This is a genomic window from Streptomyces sp. NPDC000878, assembly GCF_053599695.1.
This window is the reverse complement of sequence record NZ_JBSFMT010000058.1, coordinates 18,363-38,222: the sequence shown is the minus strand read 5'-3', so window position 1 is coordinate 38,222 and position 19,860 is coordinate 18,363. Positions and strand designations below refer to the sequence as shown.

At 69.7% G+C, this 19,860-nt stretch carries 15 protein-coding genes and 2 pseudogenes; 7 read left to right on the top strand and 10 right to left on the bottom strand.

Annotation, left to right across the window (positions count from 1 at the left end; translation table 11 throughout):
- Positions 1–39 precede the first annotated feature (39 nt).
- Complete coding sequence (locus ACWDR4_RS36245; protein ID WP_450414778.1) at positions 40–783, top strand: carbonic anhydrase family protein; 744 nt, start codon at positions 40–42, stop codon at positions 781–783.
- Here ACWDR4_RS36245 and ACWDR4_RS36240 read toward each other — a convergent pair.
- Positions 758–1,798 (bottom strand): alpha/beta fold hydrolase, encoded by a 1,041-nt coding sequence (locus ACWDR4_RS36240; protein ID WP_450414777.1) that lies wholly within the window; start codon positions 1,796–1,798, stop codon positions 758–760. The genes ACWDR4_RS36245 and ACWDR4_RS36240 overlap by 26 nt on opposite strands.
- Positions 1,799–2,067: 269 nt before the next feature.
- Here ACWDR4_RS36240 and ACWDR4_RS36235 point away from each other — a divergent pair.
- Positions 2,068–2,967: pseudogene (locus ACWDR4_RS36235) on the top strand (hypothetical protein).
- A 21-nt stretch (positions 2,968–2,988) separates the two neighbouring features.
- Here ACWDR4_RS36235 and ACWDR4_RS36230 read toward each other — a convergent pair.
- From ACWDR4_RS36230 to ACWDR4_RS36210, 5 genes are all read right to left on the bottom strand, one after another.
- Positions 2,989–3,963: a hypothetical protein gene (locus ACWDR4_RS36230; protein ID WP_450414775.1), complete on the bottom strand. Its 975-nt coding sequence runs from the start codon at positions 3,961–3,963 to the stop codon at positions 2,989–2,991.
- Positions 3,964–4,247: 284 nt separating this feature from the next.
- Positions 4,248–5,579, bottom strand: a complete 1,332-nt coding sequence (locus ACWDR4_RS36225) for a glycoside hydrolase family 36 protein (protein ID WP_450414773.1) — start codon at positions 5,577–5,579, stop codon at positions 4,248–4,250.
- A gap of 85 nt (positions 5,580–5,664) precedes the next feature.
- Positions 5,665–6,552 (bottom strand): carbohydrate ABC transporter permease, encoded by an 888-nt coding sequence (locus tag ACWDR4_RS36220; RefSeq protein WP_450414771.1) that lies wholly within the window; start codon positions 6,550–6,552, stop codon positions 5,665–5,667.
- Positions 6,549–7,547 carry a carbohydrate ABC transporter permease gene (locus ACWDR4_RS36215; RefSeq protein WP_450414769.1) on the bottom strand — a complete coding sequence of 333 codons (999 nt, stop codon included), beginning with the start codon at positions 7,545–7,547 and terminating at the stop codon, positions 6,549–6,551. The genes ACWDR4_RS36220 and ACWDR4_RS36215 overlap by 4 nt, the downstream gene beginning before the upstream one ends.
- Positions 7,544–8,854, bottom strand: a complete 1,311-nt coding sequence (locus ACWDR4_RS36210; RefSeq protein ID WP_450414767.1) for an ABC transporter substrate-binding protein — start codon at positions 8,852–8,854, stop codon at positions 7,544–7,546. Before ACWDR4_RS36210 ends, ACWDR4_RS36215 begins: the two co-directional genes overlap by 4 nt.
- Positions 8,855–9,275: 421 nt before the next feature.
- Between ACWDR4_RS36210 and ACWDR4_RS36205 the strand changes: the two genes are divergently transcribed.
- Genes ACWDR4_RS36205 through ACWDR4_RS36195 form a run of 3 tightly spaced genes read left to right on the top strand, consistent with a single transcriptional unit; the run spans position 9,276 to position 13,955 of the window.
- Positions 9,276–10,583: a glycosyltransferase 87 family protein gene (locus tag ACWDR4_RS36205; protein ID WP_450414766.1), complete on the top strand. Its 1,308-nt coding sequence runs from the start codon at positions 9,276–9,278 to the stop codon at positions 10,581–10,583.
- Positions 10,534–12,738 carry an McrB family protein gene (locus ACWDR4_RS36200; protein ID WP_450414764.1) on the top strand — a complete coding sequence of 735 codons (2,205 nt, stop codon included), beginning with the start codon at positions 10,534–10,536 and terminating at the stop codon, positions 12,736–12,738. Before ACWDR4_RS36205 ends, ACWDR4_RS36200 begins: the two co-directional genes overlap by 50 nt.
- 5 nt (positions 12,739–12,743) lie before the next feature.
- Positions 12,744–13,955 carry an McrC family protein gene (locus tag ACWDR4_RS36195; RefSeq protein WP_450414762.1) on the top strand — a complete coding sequence of 404 codons (1,212 nt, stop codon included), beginning with the start codon at positions 12,744–12,746 and terminating at the stop codon, positions 13,953–13,955.
- Here ACWDR4_RS36195 and ACWDR4_RS36190 read toward each other — a convergent pair.
- The 4 genes and pseudogenes from ACWDR4_RS36190 to ACWDR4_RS36175 all read right to left on the bottom strand — a co-directional run.
- Positions 13,945–15,777: a copper resistance CopC/CopD family protein gene (locus ACWDR4_RS36190; RefSeq protein WP_450414817.1), complete on the bottom strand. Its 1,833-nt coding sequence runs from the start codon at positions 15,775–15,777 to the stop codon at positions 13,945–13,947. The genes ACWDR4_RS36195 and ACWDR4_RS36190 overlap by 11 nt on opposite strands.
- Before the next feature lie 249 nt (positions 15,778–16,026).
- Complete coding sequence (locus tag ACWDR4_RS36185; protein ID WP_450414816.1) at positions 16,027–16,791, bottom strand: SDR family NAD(P)-dependent oxidoreductase; 765 nt, start codon at positions 16,789–16,791, stop codon at positions 16,027–16,029.
- A gap of 5 nt (positions 16,792–16,796) precedes the next feature.
- Positions 16,797–17,276, bottom strand: a complete 480-nt coding sequence (locus ACWDR4_RS36180; RefSeq protein ID WP_450414815.1) for a cupin domain-containing protein — start codon at positions 17,274–17,276, stop codon at positions 16,797–16,799.
- 14 nt (positions 17,277–17,290) lie between these two features.
- Positions 17,291–17,482 (bottom strand): annotated as a pseudogene (locus ACWDR4_RS36175) (GNAT family N-acetyltransferase); the annotation flags it as partial.
- 157 nt (positions 17,483–17,639) lie between these two features.
- On the opposite strand from ACWDR4_RS36175, the gene ACWDR4_RS36170 reads away from it, so the two are divergent.
- Positions 17,640–19,127 carry an FG-GAP-like repeat-containing protein gene (locus tag ACWDR4_RS36170; protein ID WP_450414761.1) on the top strand — a complete coding sequence of 496 codons (1,488 nt, stop codon included), beginning with the start codon at positions 17,640–17,642 and terminating at the stop codon, positions 19,125–19,127.
- 78 nt (positions 19,128–19,205) lie between these two features.
- Entirely contained in the window at positions 19,206–19,799 is a 594-nt protein-coding gene (locus tag ACWDR4_RS36165; protein ID WP_450414760.1) for an HhH-GPD-type base excision DNA repair protein, read from the top strand.
- The last annotated feature ends 61 nt before the right edge of the window (positions 19,800–19,860 follow it).

Sequence of the window (19,860 nt, the reverse complement as noted above, 5' to 3'; positions counted from 1 at the left end):
GCGCCGCGCCCTCCGACTCACAGCCGAAGGTGTACACCCATGTCCCAGACCGCGCCCTCATCGTCAGCCGACAACTGCCCGCCTCCGCAGAGTCCCGTCGACATCCGTCCGCAGGACACCGACTGCTCGGCCCTGCCGCCGCTGCGGTTCCAGCACCCGGCGAGGCTGGACATGGAACTGCACTACGAGGGTCCGGAGCTGCACTGTCACGGCTGCGCCCGGGACAACGAGGGCACGGTGAAGGCTGTTCCGTCGCGCGGGGAGAAGTGTCTGCTCAGTGTGGGGGACGACACCTACCGGCTGGTCGACGTGCACTGGCACACGCCGTCCGAGCACACCGTCGGTGGGGTGGCGTTCCCGCTGGAGCAGCACATGAAGTACAAGCGCAAGGTCGAGTCGGGGGAGGTCGAGTACACGGTCATCGCCGTCTTCGTTCATCCGGGGCAGGCCAACGACTCCCTGGACCAACTGCTGTCCTCGGCCCGCAGAGTCGGGGACTCCCAAGGCTCCGAGTCCTCCGAGTCCTCCGAGGACTCTTGGGAGGTACCCGACGTACAGCTCGACACCCTCCTGCCGACCTGCACCGAGTCCTACCGCTACCTCGGTTCCACCACCGTCTGCCCCTACACCCCGGGCGTGCGCTGGAACGTCCTGACCCACCCCGTGCAGGCGTCCGCCGCCGCCCTGGAGCACTACCGCGAGGTCTTCCCCAACGGCAACGCCCTGGCCACGCAGCCGCTCGGTGACCGGCGGATCCTCAGTGACCGCCATCGCTGGTGGTAGTAGTGGCGGCGGGCAGGGAGTCGAGCCAGTCCGTCAGGAGTGCGTTGGTCTCCACCGGGCGTTCCTGCTGGAGCCAGTGGCCGCAGCCATCGAGGATGTGGGAGCCGCTGAGGGCGGGGAGGGTGACCGGGTAGGCGTTGATCGCGTCGGCCAGCCAGGTCGTGGAGGCGTCCAGGGAGCCGCCGATGAACAGTGACGGCTGGGTGATGGGGGCGCCGGTGTGGCCGCCGTTCGTCAGGTCCTCCCAGTCCCGGTCCATGTTGCGGTAGCGGGACAGCGCACCCGTCATACCCGTGCGCTCGAACTCCTCGGCGTAGACGTCGAGTTCGTGGTCGGTGAGCCAGGCCGGCAGTCGGTCGCGGGGAAAGCGTTCGCGCAAGGTGCCGCCTCCCGCTCCGTTGCCGGTTCCGCCGCGCGTCACGAAGTGCGGGTCCGGGGCGCCGGGTTCGGGCATGGTGTCGGCGGAGAGGGCGGCGTAGAAGCCTGCCAGCCAGCCTCGTACGTCGGGCTCGATCTCGGCCTCGGCCCGGCCGGGCTCCTGGAAGTAGGAGACGTAGAACTCCTCGTCCTCGCCGCCGATATGGGGGAACACCTCGCTGGGACGGGGGCCGCCGGGCGGGGCGTACGGCACGCTCAGCAGGGCGACGGCGCGGAACACGTCCGGGCGGACCAGGGCGGAGGTCGCGGCGATCGTCGCACCCCAGTCGTGGCCGACCAGCACGGCGGAACGCTCCCCGAGGGCGTGCACGACAGCCACGTTGTCCTCGACCAGGTCGAGCATCCGGTACGCACTCGTCTCCTCGGGGCGCGAGGAACGGCCGTAGCCGCGTACGTCGATGGCGACGGCACGGTATCCGGCGGCGGCCAGCGCCGGGAGCTGGTGCCGCCAGGAGTACCAGGACTCCGGGAACCCGTGCAGCAACAGGACCAGGGGGCCGCTTCCCTGTTCGACCAGGTGGACACGGCCGGCGGGGGAGGGGACAAGGCGGTGGGTGAGGGGGTGCGGGTGGGGCACGGGGCCTCCGTACGTCGTCGGTGGGCGGACGTTGGCGGTCACCGGCAATCGTGCGGTGGCAGCACGGCGTACGCGAGACCTGTTGCCGGTTCGGCAAACCGGCTCCGGCCTGCTCCCGGGGCCCTTCACTCCTCAGGGTGAACATCGCCAACTTTGCTGCTGACAGGCCTTGTTGAACTCCTACGCTCACAGCGGGACTTGTTTCTGCATGTGCCAGAGGCAATACCCGTCCGTGCGACTCGTACCACCTCACACCCACAAAGACCCTCATGGTCAGCCCGCCCCACGAGGCGATGCACCGCATCTTCCAGCACGATCCGAATCTCTTCGGCCGCCTCTCCGTCGTGCTCGGCTTCTCCCTCCCCACCCCGGTGGAAGTCACCGTCATGCCCACCGACCTGACCGAGACCAACCCAGTCGAACGTCGCGTGGACACCGTCTTACGTCTGAAGAGCGCGGACGGCAGTGCCTACCTCCTCGCCATCGAGGCACAGCGGCAGAAGGTCCCGTCCAAGCACGCGAGTTGGGCCTACTACACGTCGTACTTGTGAACCACGTACGGGCTGCCCACCGCACTCATGGTCGTGTGCCAGGACCACGCCACCGCCAAGTGGGCCCAGCAACCGGTGGCCAGCGGGCCGCCAGGACTGCCCACGCTCACCCTCACTCCCCTCGTCGTGGGCCCACACAACACGCCCGCGATCACCGACCCGGCCGAGGCCCGCGAGGACCTCGTGATGGCCGCGTTGTCCGCCATTACCCACGCGGCCGATCCGGACATCAATGCCATACTGAAAGCACTGTCCGCCGCCCTGCAGCAGGACGTGTCCGAGAACGACGCCGACCCGATCATCGAATTCGTCGCACAGGGGCTGGGCGACAGCCCGGCCAGGAAGCTCTGGAGGAATCTGGTGGCCGTGGACCTCTCCTTCTACAAGTCCTACATCGCGGAAGAAATCCGGGACGAGGGCCGCGTCGAAGGCCGCGCGGAAGGCGTCGCCCAAGGCAAGGCCAACGCCATACTGCTCGTCCTGGAACAGCGCGGCATTCACGTGCCCGCCGAAGCCCACGACCGGATCACCGGCTGCAGCGACCTCGGCCTCCTGGACACCTGGCTCACCCGCGCCGTCACCGCCACATCCGCGGCGGAGATCTTCGAAGCCGAGTAGCACCCGGCGTCAGGCACGCGCTCAGCTGGTTGCCGTCATTGCCAGCCATGTGACGAGTACGGCGATCACGACCGCCGTCGATGCGATGGCAGCGAGCCGGACAAGCCGCTGCCTCGCGGGCCGCCGTACGACCTTGAGTCCGCCGCCGGTCCCTGGGCGTTCGGGGAAGGCGAAGTACACCCACTCCGGGTCCCCGACGACCTCGACACGGGCGACCGGCAGAAAGCGGAGGGTCGCCTCGCGTAGTACCTCCCGTTTCGCGAAGGCCAGTCGGCGTTCGACCTCGGGGCGGAGGGTTTCCGGCAGGTCGGCCGGCAGTTCGGCGGCGGGGCTGGTCAAGATCTCCTGGCGCCAGCCTGCCCGCCGGGTCTGCCACCAGAGGTGGGCCGGGGGCAGGATCCGTTTCGGGTCCGGCACCACGGGGTGCTTGATCACCACCGCTGTGAAGGTCGTCAAGTACCCGGTGGCCTCGCACCGCTTGTGCTTGACGCGTTTGTTGCCGTTGCAATCGTCGCAGGACCTGTTTCCCGTCCCGTTGCAGAGAGGGCATTGTTTCGTCTGCTCACCGAAGCATTCGGGGCATGCCATGTCGTGCTCGCCGCAGCGCCTGCAACAGGTGGTTCGCGCCTTTCTCTGACCCTTCGGGGGCGGCTTCCGGTGGCCCTTTTTGCCTGTGCCGCCGCACGACCAGCACGCGTCGGTGCCACCGCGGCAGCCAGGGCACTTCACCGTCTCCGGGCACTTCTGCGTGCCGCTCCTCTTGCACGTGTCGCATGCCAACCAGCCTGCGTCGCAGTCCGGGCACTCCTTCTCGGCGATGGAACCCGCGAGCACCACTGTCACCGGATCCGACCGGGCGAAACCCGCGGGCACTGGGACGACACGGGTGCCGAGGTCCGTGTAGGCCGGCCGCCGGGAGATCTGCTTCAGTTTTCTTCCCGGCTCCTCCCTCTCCTCAGGCTTGCCCCACTCCTCGAACCTGCGTCTGATACGCAAGTCGAGCAGTGGATGAGGGGTCACATGCGCCGCGCCGGGAACGATCAGATGCTCAGGGCGGCCCCGCCCGGAGCGGTAACGCTCGACGGCCCGGAGAATCTCTTCGTCCGACGGCCCGGAAGGTACGGACGCTTCAGAAGGTACGGACGCTTCGGCTGGTTCGGACTGATCAGACGGTTCCGTGGCCAACCCTGCCCCCTGGTCAACTCATCGATCCAGGAGAGCAGAGTATGAGCCACCTGACACCTCATCAAGAGGGCGTACGGGACCGCCTATTGGCGTCCTTATCCGTCAATCCCACCCAACAGACGGCGAGTCGTCTCCACCCCCCACTCATCCAGGGACAACAGCCGGTCGCTCGACGCCATCAGGCCGCCGGTCGCCTCGACGTGTGCCGCCCAGCGCTCCCGGGTCTCCACGGCCGGGCGGGCCATCAGGCAGTCGGGGTCGTTGACCCAGAGCCGGCCGTGCTGCCACTGGCGTCCGACGCCCGTGAACTCGGCGGCGTCCTGGCCGGGTTGGGAGTAGTCGCCGGCCTCGGGGCGGCGGTGCGGGGCAGTGTCCGCACTGACCCGCATCGCGTCGAACAGGCCGAGGGAGGGGAGGATCGGGGCGCCGCAGCCGAGGAGGTAGGAGTCCGGGCCGATCGCCTCGCGGATCAGGCCGACTCCTGCGCGGTAGGCGGCCAGGGCTCCCTCTTCTCCGGCCCCGCCCCCGTGCCGTACGCCCTCCAGCGCGCCCGCGTACAGGAAGTCGACCTTGAAGTAGTCGTAGCCCTCGGCGCGCAGGGTCGTGAACACCTCGGTCAGGTAGGCCGCCGCGGCCGGGTGGGTCGTGTCCAGGACGTACAGGTCGTGCCCCCAGTTGCGGCCCGCATGCAGCAGCGCGCCCTCCGTGTCCCGTACCAGCCAGTCCGAGTGAGCTGCGACCAACTCGCTGCTCGGGTCGACCAGGAAGGGGGCCGTCCAGATACCCGCCCGGCGGCCGTTGACGCGGATGCGGTCGGCTATGCCGGCCCGGGAGCGGAAGCGGCCGGAGAGGGTGAGCCAGTCGCCGAGGGCCTTCTGGTAGCCGTCGTCTATCTGGACGACGTCGATGGGCAGGTCGAGTACGTCCATCGCGCGCAGGTTCTCGTGGATGTCGTCCTCGGTGACCTCGGTGAAGTACTCGTACCAGGAGCACCAGACCGTGGGCGCCGGGCGGGGTGCCGGGAGTCCGCGTCCCTCGGCCCAACTCGCCAGTGCCGACTGGATGTCACCCTCATCCGTCACCGATGTCACCGGGCCGTTCGCGCTCACCTCCGCCCGGCCGTCCTCCCTGAACTCCAGGCGTATGGAGGGGACTTGGCGCGTCGGGTCCGGTGCCGCCCACAGGCGTACCGGCGAGCCGTCGCCCGGGTCCAGGGCCAGCAGGCCCTCCCCCTGGAAGACGCCTTCGGGGACGGGATGTCCGGGGCGGTAGCAGACCGTCGCCCAGTTGTCGTTCGTCGGACGGTACGGCTTGTCGCCCGGGGCGTAGGCGCCGCTGGGGCTCCAGGACTGCCAGCCCTCCTCGTGGACGCGGGCGCGACGGATGTCCACGGGTATGGAGGCAACGGGCGTGAAGGGGAGGGACACTTGTCGTTCTCTTTCGACTAGCCGGGCGAACAGCCCGTGAAACCGAACAGCTCATCGAACTGAACAGCCCATCGACTGGCGGGCCTCAGCCCTTGTTGGCGCCCAAGGTAAGACCGCTGACGAACTGCCGTTGCAGCGCGAAGTAAACGATCAGTGTCGGGATCGCGGTCAACAACGCACCCGCAGCGACCAGGTTGGGGTCGGTGAAGTACTGGCCGGAGAGGTTGTTGAGGGCCGAGGTGATCGGCATGTTCTCGCCGGTGGAGATGAGCACGATGGCCCAGAAGAAGTCGTTGTAGATCCAGATGGAGAGGAGCGTGGCCAGAGCCGCCATCGCGGGGCGGCACAGCGGCAGCACGATCTGCCAGTACATCCGCCACACGGACGCGCCGTCGACCAGCGCGGCCTCGGTCAGCTCGTGCGGCAGCATCCGCATGTAGTTGGCCAGCACGAACGCGCAGAAGCCCGACTGGAACGCGATGTGGATGAGGACGAGGCCCAGCGCGGAGTCGTACAGCTTGCCGGAGTCGGTGATCCCCGGCAGGTCCACCAGCAGGTAGAGGCGGTACAGCGGGGTGATGATGACCTGCTGCGGAAGCAGGTTGCCCGCCGTGAAGACCAGGAGCAGGAACAGGTTGACGCGGAAGTCGAAGCGGCTGACGTAGAAGGCGACCATCGACGACAGGAACAGCGTCAGCAGCACCGCCGGTACGGCGATGATCAGGGTGTTGACGAAGTAGTGCGTCATGTCCGACTGCTCGAACGCGTTCGTGAAGTTGGCGAAGCTCAGCTTGTCGGGCCAGGAGACATAGCCCTTGTCGCTGGTCTCGGCGTACGGACGCAGCGCCGCGTACATCGCCCACAGCAGCGGCGCGAGCCAGGCCAGCGACATGACGACGAGGAAGACGTGCAGCAGCACGCGGGCGGGGCGGACCGGGGCGCGCCCCTTCACGGCCAGGGTGGAGGCGCTCATGCTCGCCGCTCCTTCCGGAAGGTGCTGACCAGGTACGGAATGATCACGACGAGCGAGATCAGCAGCAGCACGACGGCGATCGCGGACCCGTAACCGATCCGGCTGGACTCGCCGATGATGTTGTTCGTGACCAGGATCGACAGCAACTCGGTGCCCTGGGCGCCGCCGTTGAAGACGTACACGAGGTCGAACGCGCGCAGCGACTCGATGATCGTGACGACCAGGACGATCGTGTTGGTGGGGCGCAGGGTCGGGAAGATGACGTTCTTGAACGTCTGCCACTCGTTGGCGCCGTCGAGCGAGGACGCCTCGCGCAGCGACGGGTCGACGCCCTTCAGACCGGCCAGGTACAGGATCATCATGTAGCCGGTGTGCCGCCAGGCGGCGGCGACGAGGATGGCCCAGAGGTTGAGGTCCGGGTCGCCGATCCAGTCGATGTAGTGGCCGGGCTTGTTGGCGCCGATGAGGCTGTTGATCAGGCCCGTGTCCGGGTTGTAGATCAGCTGCCAGACAAAGCCGATCACGGCCATCGACACCACGACGGGGAGGAAGAACGCCGTCTGGTAGACCCGGCTGAAGCGGATGTTCTTGTCCAACTGGACGGCCAGGAACAGGCCGAGCGGGGTCGGGATCAGGATCAGTACGACGAACCAGATGACGTTGTGCTGGACGGCCGGCCAGAACTGCGGGTTGCTGTCGAAGAGTTCGCGGAAGTTCTGCAGCCCGACCCACTTGATGGAGCCGAAGCCGATGCCGTCCCAGGTGGTGAAGGCCAGCGCGACCGAGGCGAGGGCCGTCACCCACACGAGGGCGATGTGCAGGATGGTCGGCAGACCCGCCATGAAGCCGAGGGCGACCCTGTCCTTGCGGGTGAGGAGCCGCTTGTGCCCCTGCGGCGGCTTGAGTCGCTGCGGGGAGGAGGGGGTGACGGTACCGCCCGGAGGCGGCTCGGCCGCCGCCCCCGGGACCATGGGATTCGAATCGAAGGTGCTCATGACGAGGCGAAGATCGTCTTCTTCTGGCGCTCGATGGACGAGAGCAGGCTGTCGATGCCCTTGGGATCGCGGATGAACTTCTGCAGCGCGGGCTGCATCACCGTGGAGGTGAAGTCCGGGCGGCTGTCGCGGTCCATGAACTGGGTGAGGCTCTTCGCGCCGCTGATCATCTCGTACGCCTTCTTCTGCAGGGCGCTGTACGAGGAGGTGTCGGCGGTGGTGGAGGCGGCGACGACGTTCGGGTCGGACTTGAGGTAGATCTGCTCGGCCTCCGGGGTGCCCAGGTACTCCAGGAGCTGGACCGAACCGGCCTTGTTCTTCGGTGACTTGCTGAGCATGAAGCCGTCGGTGGGCGCCTCGACCGTGTCCTGCCCGAAGGAGGGGTCGATCTCCGGGAAGGCGAAGAAGTCGAGGTCCTCACGGTCGGTCGCGTTTGTGAACTGCTGGCCCACGAAAGTGCCCAGCAGATACATGCCGGCCTTCTTCGAGACGAGCGTCTGGGCCGCGTCCTGCCAGGTTCGCCCGGTCGAGCCCTCCTGGTGATAGGGGAGAATTTCGGCCCAGTTGTCGAACGTGGCGCGAACCTTCGCGTCGGTCCAGGATGCCTTTCCGGCCATCAGCTCGGTGTGGAATTCGTATCCGTTCGTACGGAAGTTGATCTGGTCGAAGGTGCCGAGCGCGGGCCAGGCGTCCTTGTCGCCGAAGGCGATCGGGACCAGGCCGTCAGCCTTCATCTGCTTGCACAGGGCGATGAACTGCGCCCAGGTGGTGGGCACTTCGTAGCCGTTCTCCTTGAAGACGCTCTTCCGGTAGAACATCGCCCAGGGGTACGTGTACAGCGGCACGAAGTAGTACTTGCCGTCCGCGCCCTTGCTGAGCTGCTTCATCGCGTCGGGGAAGTTGCCCCCGATCTTCGCCCACACGTCGTCGATCGGGCTGGCCAGGCCCTTGCCCGCGAAGAACTGCATGCGGTAGCCAGCGAACCAGGTGAACACGTCGTCCGGGGTGCCCTGGAGGTAGGAGTTGATCTGCTCCTGGAACGTGTTGTGGTCCTTCGTGTTCACGTCGACCTTGATGCCGGTCTTCTTCGTGAACGCCGCGTAGATCTCCGCGAAGGCCTTCTTCGGCACGGCGTCCGACGAGTTCGAGCCGAGGGTGACGGTCTTCGCGTCGGAACCCGAGTCGCTGTCGCCGCAGGCGCTCAGCAGCGGAACGGCAGCGCCGAGTGCCGCCGCGCCGCCGATCCCGCGCAGCAGGGTGCGGCGGCTCGGACCGGGGACGGACAGACCGGAGGGAGTGTGGTGCATGACGGCTCCTGAGGACAGACCCCCCAAAACGGGGAGCAAGGTCACGACTACGCTGGGTCCATGCTGATCTAAAACGACCAGAAATCAACTTGACCAAACATCGTGGCGGCAATAAGAGCCCCATGTCCTGTCATGCGTCAAGAGCTGATGCCCTCCGTTCCTGAAACGTGATGGACATCAGAATGTGAAGCTTTGCTAACAGATAGATGGCAAACAGCCCACGCATATCTCGCGGCTCACTCCCTCGGCCGATCGGCCGAGGGACGCGCTCCCGTCGGTCACGAACAGTGACCATTCAGCCGAGGCGGGCAGGCCGGTCCGGAAGCGACATTGGTGACATCGCCCCAGGCACTCGCCCCCAGGCACTCACGTCTGGCGATCACCTCACCGACAGTCAGCCGGAGCCGGCAGGAGCCCGCCCATGCCCAGCACGACCACCGTCACGGCACCCGCACCGGCGCCCCCGGCAACCGGAAAGTCCCTCGCCGCACCCCCGGTCCGCTGGGACGTCGTCCACCTGCTGGCCTGCGCCGCCTTCGCCCTCGGCCTGGCGCTGGTCACGTCCCTGACCCCGCACCGCGTGTGGGGCGTCTGCGCGGCCCTCGGCTACGGCACGGCGGCGATCCTGGCGGCCCGTGACCCGCGCCCCTGGCCGGGCCGGGCGCTGCGCGCGGCTACCGTCGGCGCGGTACTGCTCCCCCTGGCCCTGCTGATCGTGCTCGGCGGCGCCCAGTCCGAGGTCGGGGTCGTCGAACACTCGGGCGCCCTGCTCCTGCACACGGGCAGCCCGTACCCCGCCTACCCCACCACCCTGGACGCCTACAACCCGTACCTGCCCGGCATGACCCTCTTCGGCCTCCCCCACGCCCTCCTGGGCGACACGCCCCTGGCCCCCCTCACGGACGCCCGCCTGTGGTTCTGCGCGGCCTTCGTGACCTGCATGTACGCGACGACCAGATCCCGTACGGGACACACAGCCGGCCCGACCCGTACGGGACAGAGCGCCGGCTCGTCCCGTACGGCGCTGCTGCTCTCCTTCCCGGCCGTGGCCCTGCCCCTCGCGGTCGGCGGGGTCGACCTGCCGGTGATCGGCCTGATGTGCCTGGGGCTGGCGCTGGCTGGCCGGGCCGGTTCCGGACCCGGTGCCAGTGCCAGGGTCGGCACCGGGTCCGGGGTCGCGGCCGGGCTGGCGATCGGCGCCGCGGCGGCCCTGAAGTGGACGGCCTGGCCCCTCCTCCCCGTCGCCCTGATCCTGATCGCCGTCACAGCGGGCCGCAGCACGGCCGTACGGGCTACGGCGACCGCCCTCCTGACGGCAGCGGCGGCTGTCATACCGGTCGCTCTGGCCGACCCGCACGCCTTCGTCGAGCACGTGGTGCTGTTCCCGCTGGGCAAGGGCGGCATCCAGTCCCCGGCGACCAGCCCCCTCCCCGGTCATCTGCTCGCGGAGTACGTCCCCCACGGCTTCGTCCTCGCGGTCGCGCTGCTGGTCGCGAGCGCCGTCGCGGTGGCCGCGTCACTCGTGGTCCGGCCGCCGCACACGGTCCGGGCGGCGGCGGACCGCCTGGCCATCGGCCTGGGCCTGGCGATGTGCCTGATACCGGCCACCCGATTCGGCTACCTGGTGTATCCGATCGTCCTGGCGGTGTGGTTCCGGGTCGGCGCCTACGATGAGCGGCGTGATCGAACAGACCGGGACAGGAACGGGCGTATACGGCACGACAGTTGAGGGGGGTCCGGTTGTCGCGGCGGTGCAGCGGGTCCTGCGGGACGGGCTGAGCGGCGGGGGCTCCGCGTTCGTCCCGGGGCTGGAGATCTGGACGCACGAGACGGTGACCGACCTGCGCCACCGGTTCGTCGACCAGCCGGACGAGTCCTCCGACACCTTCCTGGTCAAGCTGCAACGGCAGCTGTCCGGCGCCCCCGACGAGACGATCGTCCTCGCCGCCGAACTCCTCTACGTGAACCTCGTACCGCTGAAGCCCGAGCAGATAGGAGTGGCGAGGAAGCGGGAGATCCTGAACGAGGTGCTGTCCTGGGCCGGACGGGAGATCTCGATACCGGCCGAACTCGGCGCCCCGCTCACCGGGTTCATCAACGGCGGGCAGGCGTTCCTCAACTATCGGTGGGCGCAGTTCCAGTTCCTGGTGCTGCTGGTGGAGCGGTTGACGGAGGCCGGTGCCGTGCCGGCCGATCCGTGGCTCTTCCGGGACACCTGCCGTTCCGTCCTCACCGGCATGGGCCACAACAAGGGCCGCTCCCAACTCCACGTCCTCCAGGCGCTCCTGTTCCCCGAGGCCTTCCTCCCGATCGCCAGCAGCCGGAGCAAGCAGCGCATCCTGGCGGGTTACAGCAAGCGCCTACCGGACCCCACCGGCGACGACGACCGCGATCTCCTCACTCTTCGCGGCCTGTTGCAGCAGGAGTCCGACGACCCGGTGAACTTCTTCGCCGAACCCTGGCTCGGCCACTGGCGCCGTGGCGCGGCCCAGGTCGGTCAACAGGGCTGGCTGGTAAGGGGGTCCAATGTCGGCGGGCAGAACTTCGTCCCCGACTGGCTGGCCCACGGCTACTGCTCGATCGGCTTCAGCGAGATGCCGGAGATTCCCCCGGGCGCCACCAAACCCGCGATCCAGCAAGCCGTTTCCGCTGGCATGCCGGACGCCACCGCGCAGGTTCGCGGCCAGGCGACCGGCCAACTCCACCTGTTCCTCTCCCAGATGAAGCAGGGAGACGTCGTCGTCACCGTCACCCCCGACGAAGTGCACGTCGGTACGATCGAGGGTCCGGCCCGGTACGACCTCTCCGACGGCCCCGACCGGGCCCGCCGCCGCCCGGTCAAGTGGGCCACCGCCACCCGCCCCCTGCGCCGCGCCGACCTCCCGGAGCAGGTGCAGAGCCAGCTCCAACGCCCGCCCACCGTCTACGACATCAGCACGGTGGCCGCCGAACTCGCCGAGGCCGCGGGCCTGACCGACTCCGTCGAGGAGGAGCTGCTCAAGGCCGATGTGACCCGCCCGATCGAGCTGCCGCCGGTCGGCGAGGACCTCGCGGACGACCTGCTCATGGACGTCCGCTGGCTGCGCGACACCGCCCGCCAGCTGGAGCGGATGCGGCAGATCATCCTGTACGGCCCGCCCGGCACCGGCAAGACCTTCCTGGCCCGGCGGCTCGCCCAGCACGTGGCCGGGCCCGACCGGACGAGGCTGGTGCAGTTCCACCCCTCCTACACCTACGAGGACTTCTTCGAGGGGTTCCGGCCGGTCAGGGGCGACGGCGGCACCGTGGCCTTCGAGGTGGTGCCGGGGCCGTTCAAGCTGCTGGTGGACCGGGCGCGGCAGGACCCGGCCAACCCGTACGTCCTGGTCATCGACGAGATCAACCGGGCCAACCTCGCCAAGGTCTTCGGCGAGCTGTACTTCCTGCTGGAGTACCGGGAGGAGCCGATCATCACCCAGTACTCGCCCGAGCAGCAGTTCGACCTGCCCAAGAACGTCTACCTCATCGGCACGATGAACACCGCCGACCGTTCCATCGCCCTCGTGGACGCGGCCATGCGCCGCCGCTTCGCCTTCCGCAGGCTCTCCCCGGACAGCCCTCCCGTCGCCGGTCTGCTGCGCCGCTGGCTGGACCGCCACGGCCTGCCCGAGCGCCCCGCCGACCTCCTGGACGCCCTCAACTCCCGCCTCGCCGACCCGGACCGGGCGATCGGACCGTCGTACCTGATGAACCGTCAATCAGCGGACCCCGACGGCCTGGAGCTGATCTGGAGCACCCAGATCCTGCCCCTCCTGGAGGACCAGCTGTACGGCACGGGCGTGGACGTGGAGGAGGAGTACGGGCTCGGCTCCCTCAGCGCCTCCCTGCCCTCCACATCGGAGTAGCCCCGGTGACCGTCACGATCGCCCCCATCTCCCTCACCGAGACCGGCCGCGGTGTCCAGGTCGCCCTGCGCCCCGCCCAGGTCGCCACCCTGATCGCCCGCCCGGACCTCGTGCGGCTCACCCCGGCCGCGGGCGGGCTCTGGCGTGTGTCGGGCCGGCAACGCGTCGGCCTGGTCCGGCTCGGACGCGGCGACGGCACCGTCGAACTCCGTATCCGCCCCAAACTCCCCGTCTCCCAGCTGCTGTTCCTCCTCACCCACGCCCCGGGCACCCCCTGGCAGGACCAGCCGGTCACCGCATCCGCGTCCGACGACGCCCTGCTCCCCGCCCTCGCCGACGCCTACGCCCGCGCCGCCCGTCGCGCCCTCGACCCCGGCGTCCTGCACGGCTACCGCGTCACCGACGACGAACTCCCCGTCGTACGCGGCCGGATACGCACCGCCGACCAGCTGCGCCGGACGGGACTCCCGCTCCCCGTGGCCGTCCGCTACGACGACTTCACGGCCGACATCGCGGAGAACCGCGTCCTGCTCGCCGCGCTGCACCGCCTGGAACGCCTCCCCGGAGTCACGGAGACGGCCCGCCGCACCCTGCGCCACCTGGCCGGACGCCTCCCCGAGGTCACCCCGCTGCGCCCGGGCGCCCCGCTCCCCGCCTGGACGCCGACCCGCCTCAACTCCCGTTACGCGCCCGCCCTGCGCCTGGCGGAGCTGATCCTCACCGACCGCGGCATCACCCCGCACAGCGGCCCCGCCCCCGTGACGACCGACGGCTTCGTCCTCGACCTGGCCCGGGTCTTCGAACGGTTCCTCACCGAGACGCTGACGGCCGCCCTGGTCCCCCACCGGATACGCGTCGCCCGCCAGGACCGGCGCCACCACCTGGACCTCGGCTCCCGCGTCCGGATCATCCCGGACCTGGTCCTCTACCGCGCCGGACGCCCCCTGACCGTCGTCGACGCCAAGTACCGCGACCTCGGCGCCGAACCGCCGCCCCACGAGCACCTGTACCAACTGCTCAGCTACTGCACGGCGTTGGCCCTCCCGCACGGCCACCTCGTCTACGCGGCCCAGCGGGGCGACGCCCCCGTCCCCCACCCGATCCGCAACGCCGGCATCACCCTCACCACCCACGCGGTCGACCTGGCGCGGCCACCGGCCGAGATCCTCACGTCGGTCACGACCCTCGCCAACCACCTTGCCCAGGTCAGGGACTGATCTTCACCTTCCGGGACACGCTCACCTGGTCCACGTCCGAGGTCCGGATCGTCACCTTCATCGTCCAGGTGCCGGCGATCGGCAGCTGAAGGGTGTTGGTGCCCCAGTAGCCGCCCTGGTCGGTGACCTCGGCGTTGAGCGGGCCGATGTCCTTGCTGGGAAGGGAGAAGGAGATCCGGAGTTCGGGGACGATCGCGAAACCGTCGTCGGGCCCGAACACCACAGCCTGCACACTGTTCTCGCCGACCCGGGCCGGTTCGAGGGTGACCTGCACCTTGCCGTGCCCGCCCGGCGTACCGACGTCGAAGGGGATCGTCGTCGTGGACGCGCTGATCACCCCGGGCACGGGCGCGTCCTGAGCGGCCTCCGCAGCCTCGGCGGCGGCGCGCCCCGGCAGGGTCGCCGTCAGGATCGTCGTGATCACCAACACTGCTACCCCGACGGCCACTTCGGCCAGTACGGAGCCGCGAAGCCGACGACGGTAGGAGTCGGAGGGAGACGGGGAGGAGGAACTCTCCGGGCGTACGTCGTCGGATGCCCCGTCGCCGGAAGCGTCACCGTCACCCGCGCTCACCGTCGTCGCCGGACCCCCCACCGTCTCCGGCACCCGTTCCACGACCTTCGCCTCGGAGACCTCCGCCGCCTCCGGCACCAGCAACTGCCCCGTCCAGCGCCGCGAGAACCCGGCCGCCACCAGCAGGAACACCACCGCGCACAGCTTGGCGGTCAGGATGCGGCCGTACGACGTACCGGTGAACGCGTCCCAGGAGCCGAGGCCGCGCCAGGACTGGTAGACGCCGGTGACGGTCAGGACGGTCACGGAGGCGAAGGCCAGCTTGGAGAAGCGGGCGACGCTGGACGCGGGGAGCGGCTCCGCCGCCTGAAGGCTGGTGAGGAGGGCCGCGAGGCCGCCCAGCCAGGCTGCCATGGCGAGCAGATGCAGCACCGAGGACGTCATCGCGACCGGCACCTGGATACCGGCCGACGCGTGTTCGGCGGCGGCCCAGGTCAGCGTGAGACCGACGGCGAGCGCGCCCCCGGCGGCAAGGAGGGCCGGTTTGCCACTGTCCCCGTCACGCTGTCGTCGACGTACAACCACCGCCATCAGTACGGCCGTCGCCGCCAGCAGGGCGATCCGGGCCAGGAGTGCCAGACCCGGCCTGCTGCTCGCGGTCCGTTCCAGGGTCGACAGGTCGAAGGCGGTGGCCGGGGCGGTGCCCGCCTCGTACGGACCGCGCAGCAGAAGCAGCGCGACGCTGGACACGAGGAGGGTCCACCAGCCCGTCAGGACCAGTTTGCGCAGGGGGGCCGTGGTGGAGGGGCGGCAGAGGAGAACGAAGACAACCGTGCCGACGAGGAGCGCCAGGGCCGCGTACGCCAGATAGCGGACGATGTCGTAGAGGGCGCTGGTGGCCGCGTTCTCGGCGGGGCCGGTGTCGATCGTGGCCGGGGTCGCGGAGGGCTCGCCGATGGAGAAGGTGAAGGCGCCCGAGATGGGGTGGCTGTCCGCCGAGACGACCCGCCAGGCCACGGTGAACGTGCCCTCGCCGAGCCCCTCGGGCAGGCTCACCCGCACCGCGTCGGAACGCCCCTTCACATGCTCGGCCTCGCCGGTGCTCACGCGCCGGCTGTCGGGGTCGAAGACGCGGAAGGAGTCGTCGAGCAGCCCGACGGCCTCGGTGAAGCTCAGGGTGACCTGTCGGGGCGCGGACTCGAGGACGCTTCCGTCACGGGGGTCGCTGTCTCGGAGAGCGGCGTGCGCGGACGCGGTACCCGCCCCGCCGACGAGGAGGAACAGGACCAGCATGGTGCCCAGCAGCACCACCCTTTGAAGTCCCCGGGCGCCCCGGAGTCCCCTGAGTCCCCGGAGTCCGCTTCTGTTGAATCCGTCGAACCCGTTGAACCCGTCGATCCCTGGGTGTTCGCCCCCTGCGGCTCGTCGGTCATCGCGCCCTTCGTTCCGTAGTCGGCCCACGTACCTTCTCCGTCTCCGGGACAATCCGGCTCTCGTATACGTACGGACGATCCTGACGCCCCGCTCACCGGCCCGACACGGGATTCGCCGTGGCCTTCACCACGTGGGACGCGCGGACATCCCTCCGTCCACGACCAGGTCGTGCCCGCTGACCCAGGACGCCAGCCGCGAGGCGAGGAACACGCACGCGTCGCCGATGTCCTCGGCCCGCCCCAACCTCCCTACGGGCACCGCCTGTTGCCAGCGCCGCACCCCGTCCGGCCAGTCGTCCGCCAGCCCCTCCCGGTCGACGAGCCCGGGCGAGACGGTGTTGACGCGGATGCCGTACGGCCCGTACTCAAGAGCCGCCGACCGGGCGTGCATCACGACCGCCGCCTTCGAGGCGCTGTAGTGGGCGTGCCCGGGCGCCGGATGCGCGGCCTCGATGGAGGCGATGTGCGTGACGCTCCCCCCTCCGTCCTGCCCCCGCATGACCTCCGCGGCGGCCTGCGTAGAGGCGAAGACACTCAGAACGTTCGTGTCGACGACCGCCCGCCAGTCCGCGACCGTCATCCCGGCCAGCTCCTGGACCGGCTGCACACCGGCGTTGTTGACCAGCGCGTCCAGCCGCCCGCCACCCCACTCGGCGGCCTCCCGCACCACCCGCCGGCACTCGTCCTCGTCACTGAGATCACCCCGCAGTACGACGGCCCGCCCGCCCGACGCCCCGATCCGCGCGACCACGTCCCGCGCGCCCTCGTCAGACGTCCGGCAGTGCACGGCGACGGCGGCCCCCTCCGCCGCGAACCGCGACGCGATCCCGCGCCCGATCCCGCCACCGCCGCCGGTGACAAGGGCGACCTGGCCTTCCAAGAGGTTCATCTGTCTCATGGGCGACACAGTGCCCCGATCCGAGCCGCCTCGGCCGGATAACGCGCGGCCAGCTCAACACCATCCCCGTGCCCGTACCCCTCGTACGTGAACCCGGGCGCCATCGTGCACCCGAAGAAGGTCCACGCGCCGCCCGCGACGACCCGCGCCCCCATCCAGGTACCGGCGGGCACGGTGAGCTGGGGCTCCTGCCCATGTAGGACACCGGGCCCGAGCACCACCACCCGTGACGTCCCGTCCGGTGCGAGGAGCAGCATCTCCAGTGGATCGCCGAGGTAGAAGTGCCAGATCTCGTCCGACGGCAGCCGGTGCAGCGCGGAGAAGTCGCCGGGCGCGGAGGTCAGCAGCGCGACGATGGACGTGCCCTCCGGCCGCCCGTCGGTGCGCGCGGGCCCCGCCCACGTCTGCCGGAACAGCCCGCCCTCACGCGGGATCGGCTCCAGGCCGTAGTGGGCGATCAGGTCGTCGGGGTTCACCGGGTTCTCTGGAGTCACCCGGGAAAAGCTACCTCCCGGGGAAGAAACGCCAGTTGGGCGCGCTTCTCGGGCAGATACACGTGCGGCAGGTCTATCTCGGGCAGGACGACAACCGGCCCGGCGACGAACCCCTGCCGCAGAAAACGGGCGACGGCCTTCTCGTTCCCCACATCGGGATCGACCACGACCCGCCGCCGCCCGAGCCCGATGTGGGGTACTGGCGGCCGTAGAAACGAACCGCTGTCATGGCGAACGGCTGTCATAACGACCTGGGAACGCCCCGGGCGGTGCGCAACCTTCCGTGAGACCCCTGTGTCCAAAGAGGCGACTGGTGTTCGAGCCTGTCCACACCAAGGAGTTCCGTTGCGCAGAGCCGTCATGGCGACAGCCGTGCTGACCACAGCCGTCGCCGCCACGCTCACCCCCACGGCCGCGTCGGCCGCCGCCCCGTACAAGGGCGCCAACACCGCCGCCGTCCAGGACGACTTCAACGGCGACGGCTACCGTGACCTGGCCATCGGCGCACCGGGCGCGGCGAACGGCGGTGTGGAGGCGGCCGGTGCGGTCGTCGTCCTGTGGGGCGGGAAGTCCACGGTGAGCGTGACCCGCCGGACCGTCCTCACCCAGGCGACCACCGGAATCCCCGGCAACCCCGAGCAGGGGGACCGCTTCGGCGAGACGGTGACCGCCGCCGACCTCGACCGCGACGGCTACGCCGACCTGCTGATCGGCTCACCGTCCGAGGCCGTCGGCAACAACAACGTGCGGGGCTCCGTGAGCGTCGTGTGGGGCGGCCAGGGCGGCCTCAAGGGCGGCGCGGAGATCACCCCGCCCGCGGGCTACGGCGCGGACCGGACGTTCTGCGGCTTCGGCACGAACATCACCACCGGCGACATGAACGGCGACGGCGCCCCCGAACTCACCATCGGCTCCCGCTGCGAGGCCACCTCCTACACCGGCCCCTTCAAGCGCACCGGGAAGGCGGTGGCCAACTATCTGGACCGGCGCCTGGGCGACGCCCGGGGCGTGGTGATGGGCGACGTCAACGGCGACGGCCGGGCAGAACGGTTCTGGCTGCCCGGGCCGACGGACGGCAACAGCCGCGGCCCGGTGTACCTCGAACAAGGGCCGCCGATCGACTCGGCCCCCTGGGAGAACGCCGCGCTCAAACTCCCCTACGCCCACGGCCACACCGGCCGCATCGGCGACATCAACGGCGACGGCTACGGCGACCTGGTCACCGGCATCGCCATGGACAACTACCTCTCCTCGTCGACGAGCGGCGCCCACCGAGGCGGCGAGATCGAGGTCCTCTACGGCAGCGCCCAGGGCATCACCACCACCCAGCGCCCGAAGGTCTTCCACCAGGACACCCCGGGCGTCCCGGGCAGCGCCGAGAACGCCGACATGTTCGGCCAGTCCCTCAGTATCGGCGACGTGAACAAGGACGGATACGCCGACGTCCTGATCGGCTCCCCGAACGAGGGCGTCGCGGGCAAGTCGGGCGCCGGTACGGCCGTACTCCTGCGCGGCTCCGCCAAGGGCCTGACGACGGCCAAGGCGGCCGGCTACACCGAGAACACGGTGGGCGTGCCCGACACCGCCGAGACGTACGACTACTTCGGCACCTCGGTCCACCTCACCGACCTGAACCGCGACGGCCGGGCGGAAACGGTCGTCGGCATCCCCGGCGAGAACACCGACGGCTGCTTCTGGCTCGCCCGCGGCTCGGCCTCCGGCCCGGTCGTGGGCGGCTCCCACACCCTGTGCGGCAAGAACACCGGCATCACGGTCCGCTGGTCGGACGCCCTCTTCGGCACGTCCCTGACCAGCCCGTACGTATACCTCTGACCGTCGTACGAGTCGCCCGGCCCTCCTTGGAGCCATGTCCCACACGCGGCCGGGCGACCGTCGGGGCATGATCGGACCATGGACGTCACTCTCCACCTCGCCCAGGACCCCGAGGCCGACGCGCTCCTCGGCCGCAGCCCGCTCGCCGCGCTGACCGGCATGCTGCTGGACCAGCAAGTGCCCATGGAGTGGGCGTTCAAAGGGCCGGCCACCATCGCCCAGCGTCTCGGCGCCGACGATCTCGACGCGCACGAGATCGCGGCGTACGACCCCGAGGCCTTCGCCGCGCTCCTCTCCGACAAGCCGGCCGTGCACCGCTACCCCGGTTCGATGGCCAAGCGCATCCAGCAGCTCTGCCAGTTCCTCGTCGAGCACTACGACGGTGACGCCGAGGGGGTCTGGCGGGACGCGGCGACCGGCCAGGAACTGCTCAAGCGCCTCACCGACCTGCCCGGCTTCGGCAAGCAGAAGGCCCAGATCTTCCTGGCCCTCCTCGGCAAGCAGCTCGGTGTCCAGCCCAAGGGCTGGCGCGAGGCGGCCGGCGCCTACGGCGAACCGAAGTCCTTCCGCTCGGTCGCCGACATCACCGGCCCCGAGTCCCTGACCAAGGTGCGCGCCCACAAGCAGGAGATGAAGGCGGCGGCCAAGGCGGCGAAAGCCTCCGGCAAGTAGGCCGAGCGGGCGGTTCTCCCCGCCGGGGTGATGAACGACGTACTCCGCACGGGAGACAAAC

Bases quoted from the DNA above. Each gene is read 5' to 3' on its own strand.
- ACWDR4_RS36210 (WP_450414767.1), bottom strand. From the start codon at position 8,854: ATGCACCACACTCCCTCCGGTCTGTCCGTCCCCGGTCCGAGCCGCCGC.
- ACWDR4_RS36215 (WP_450414769.1), bottom strand. From the start codon at position 7,547: ATGAGCACCTTCGATTCGAATCCCATGGTCCCGGGGGCGGCGGCCGAG.
- ACWDR4_RS36165 (WP_450414760.1), top strand. From the start codon at position 19,206: ATGGACGTCACTCTCCACCTCGCCCAGGACCCCGAGGCCGACGCGCTC.
- ACWDR4_RS36245 (WP_450414778.1), top strand. From the start codon at position 40: ATGTCCCAGACCGCGCCCTCATCGTCAGCCGACAACTGCCCGCCTCCG.
- ACWDR4_RS36220 (WP_450414771.1), bottom strand. From the start codon at position 6,552: ATGAGCGCCTCCACCCTGGCCGTGAAGGGGCGCGCCCCGGTCCGCCCC.
- ACWDR4_RS36205 (WP_450414766.1), top strand. From the start codon at position 9,276: ATGCCCAGCACGACCACCGTCACGGCACCCGCACCGGCGCCCCCGGCA.
- ACWDR4_RS36185 (WP_450414816.1), bottom strand. From the start codon at position 16,791: ATGAACCTCTTGGAAGGCCAGGTCGCCCTTGTCACCGGCGGCGGTGGC.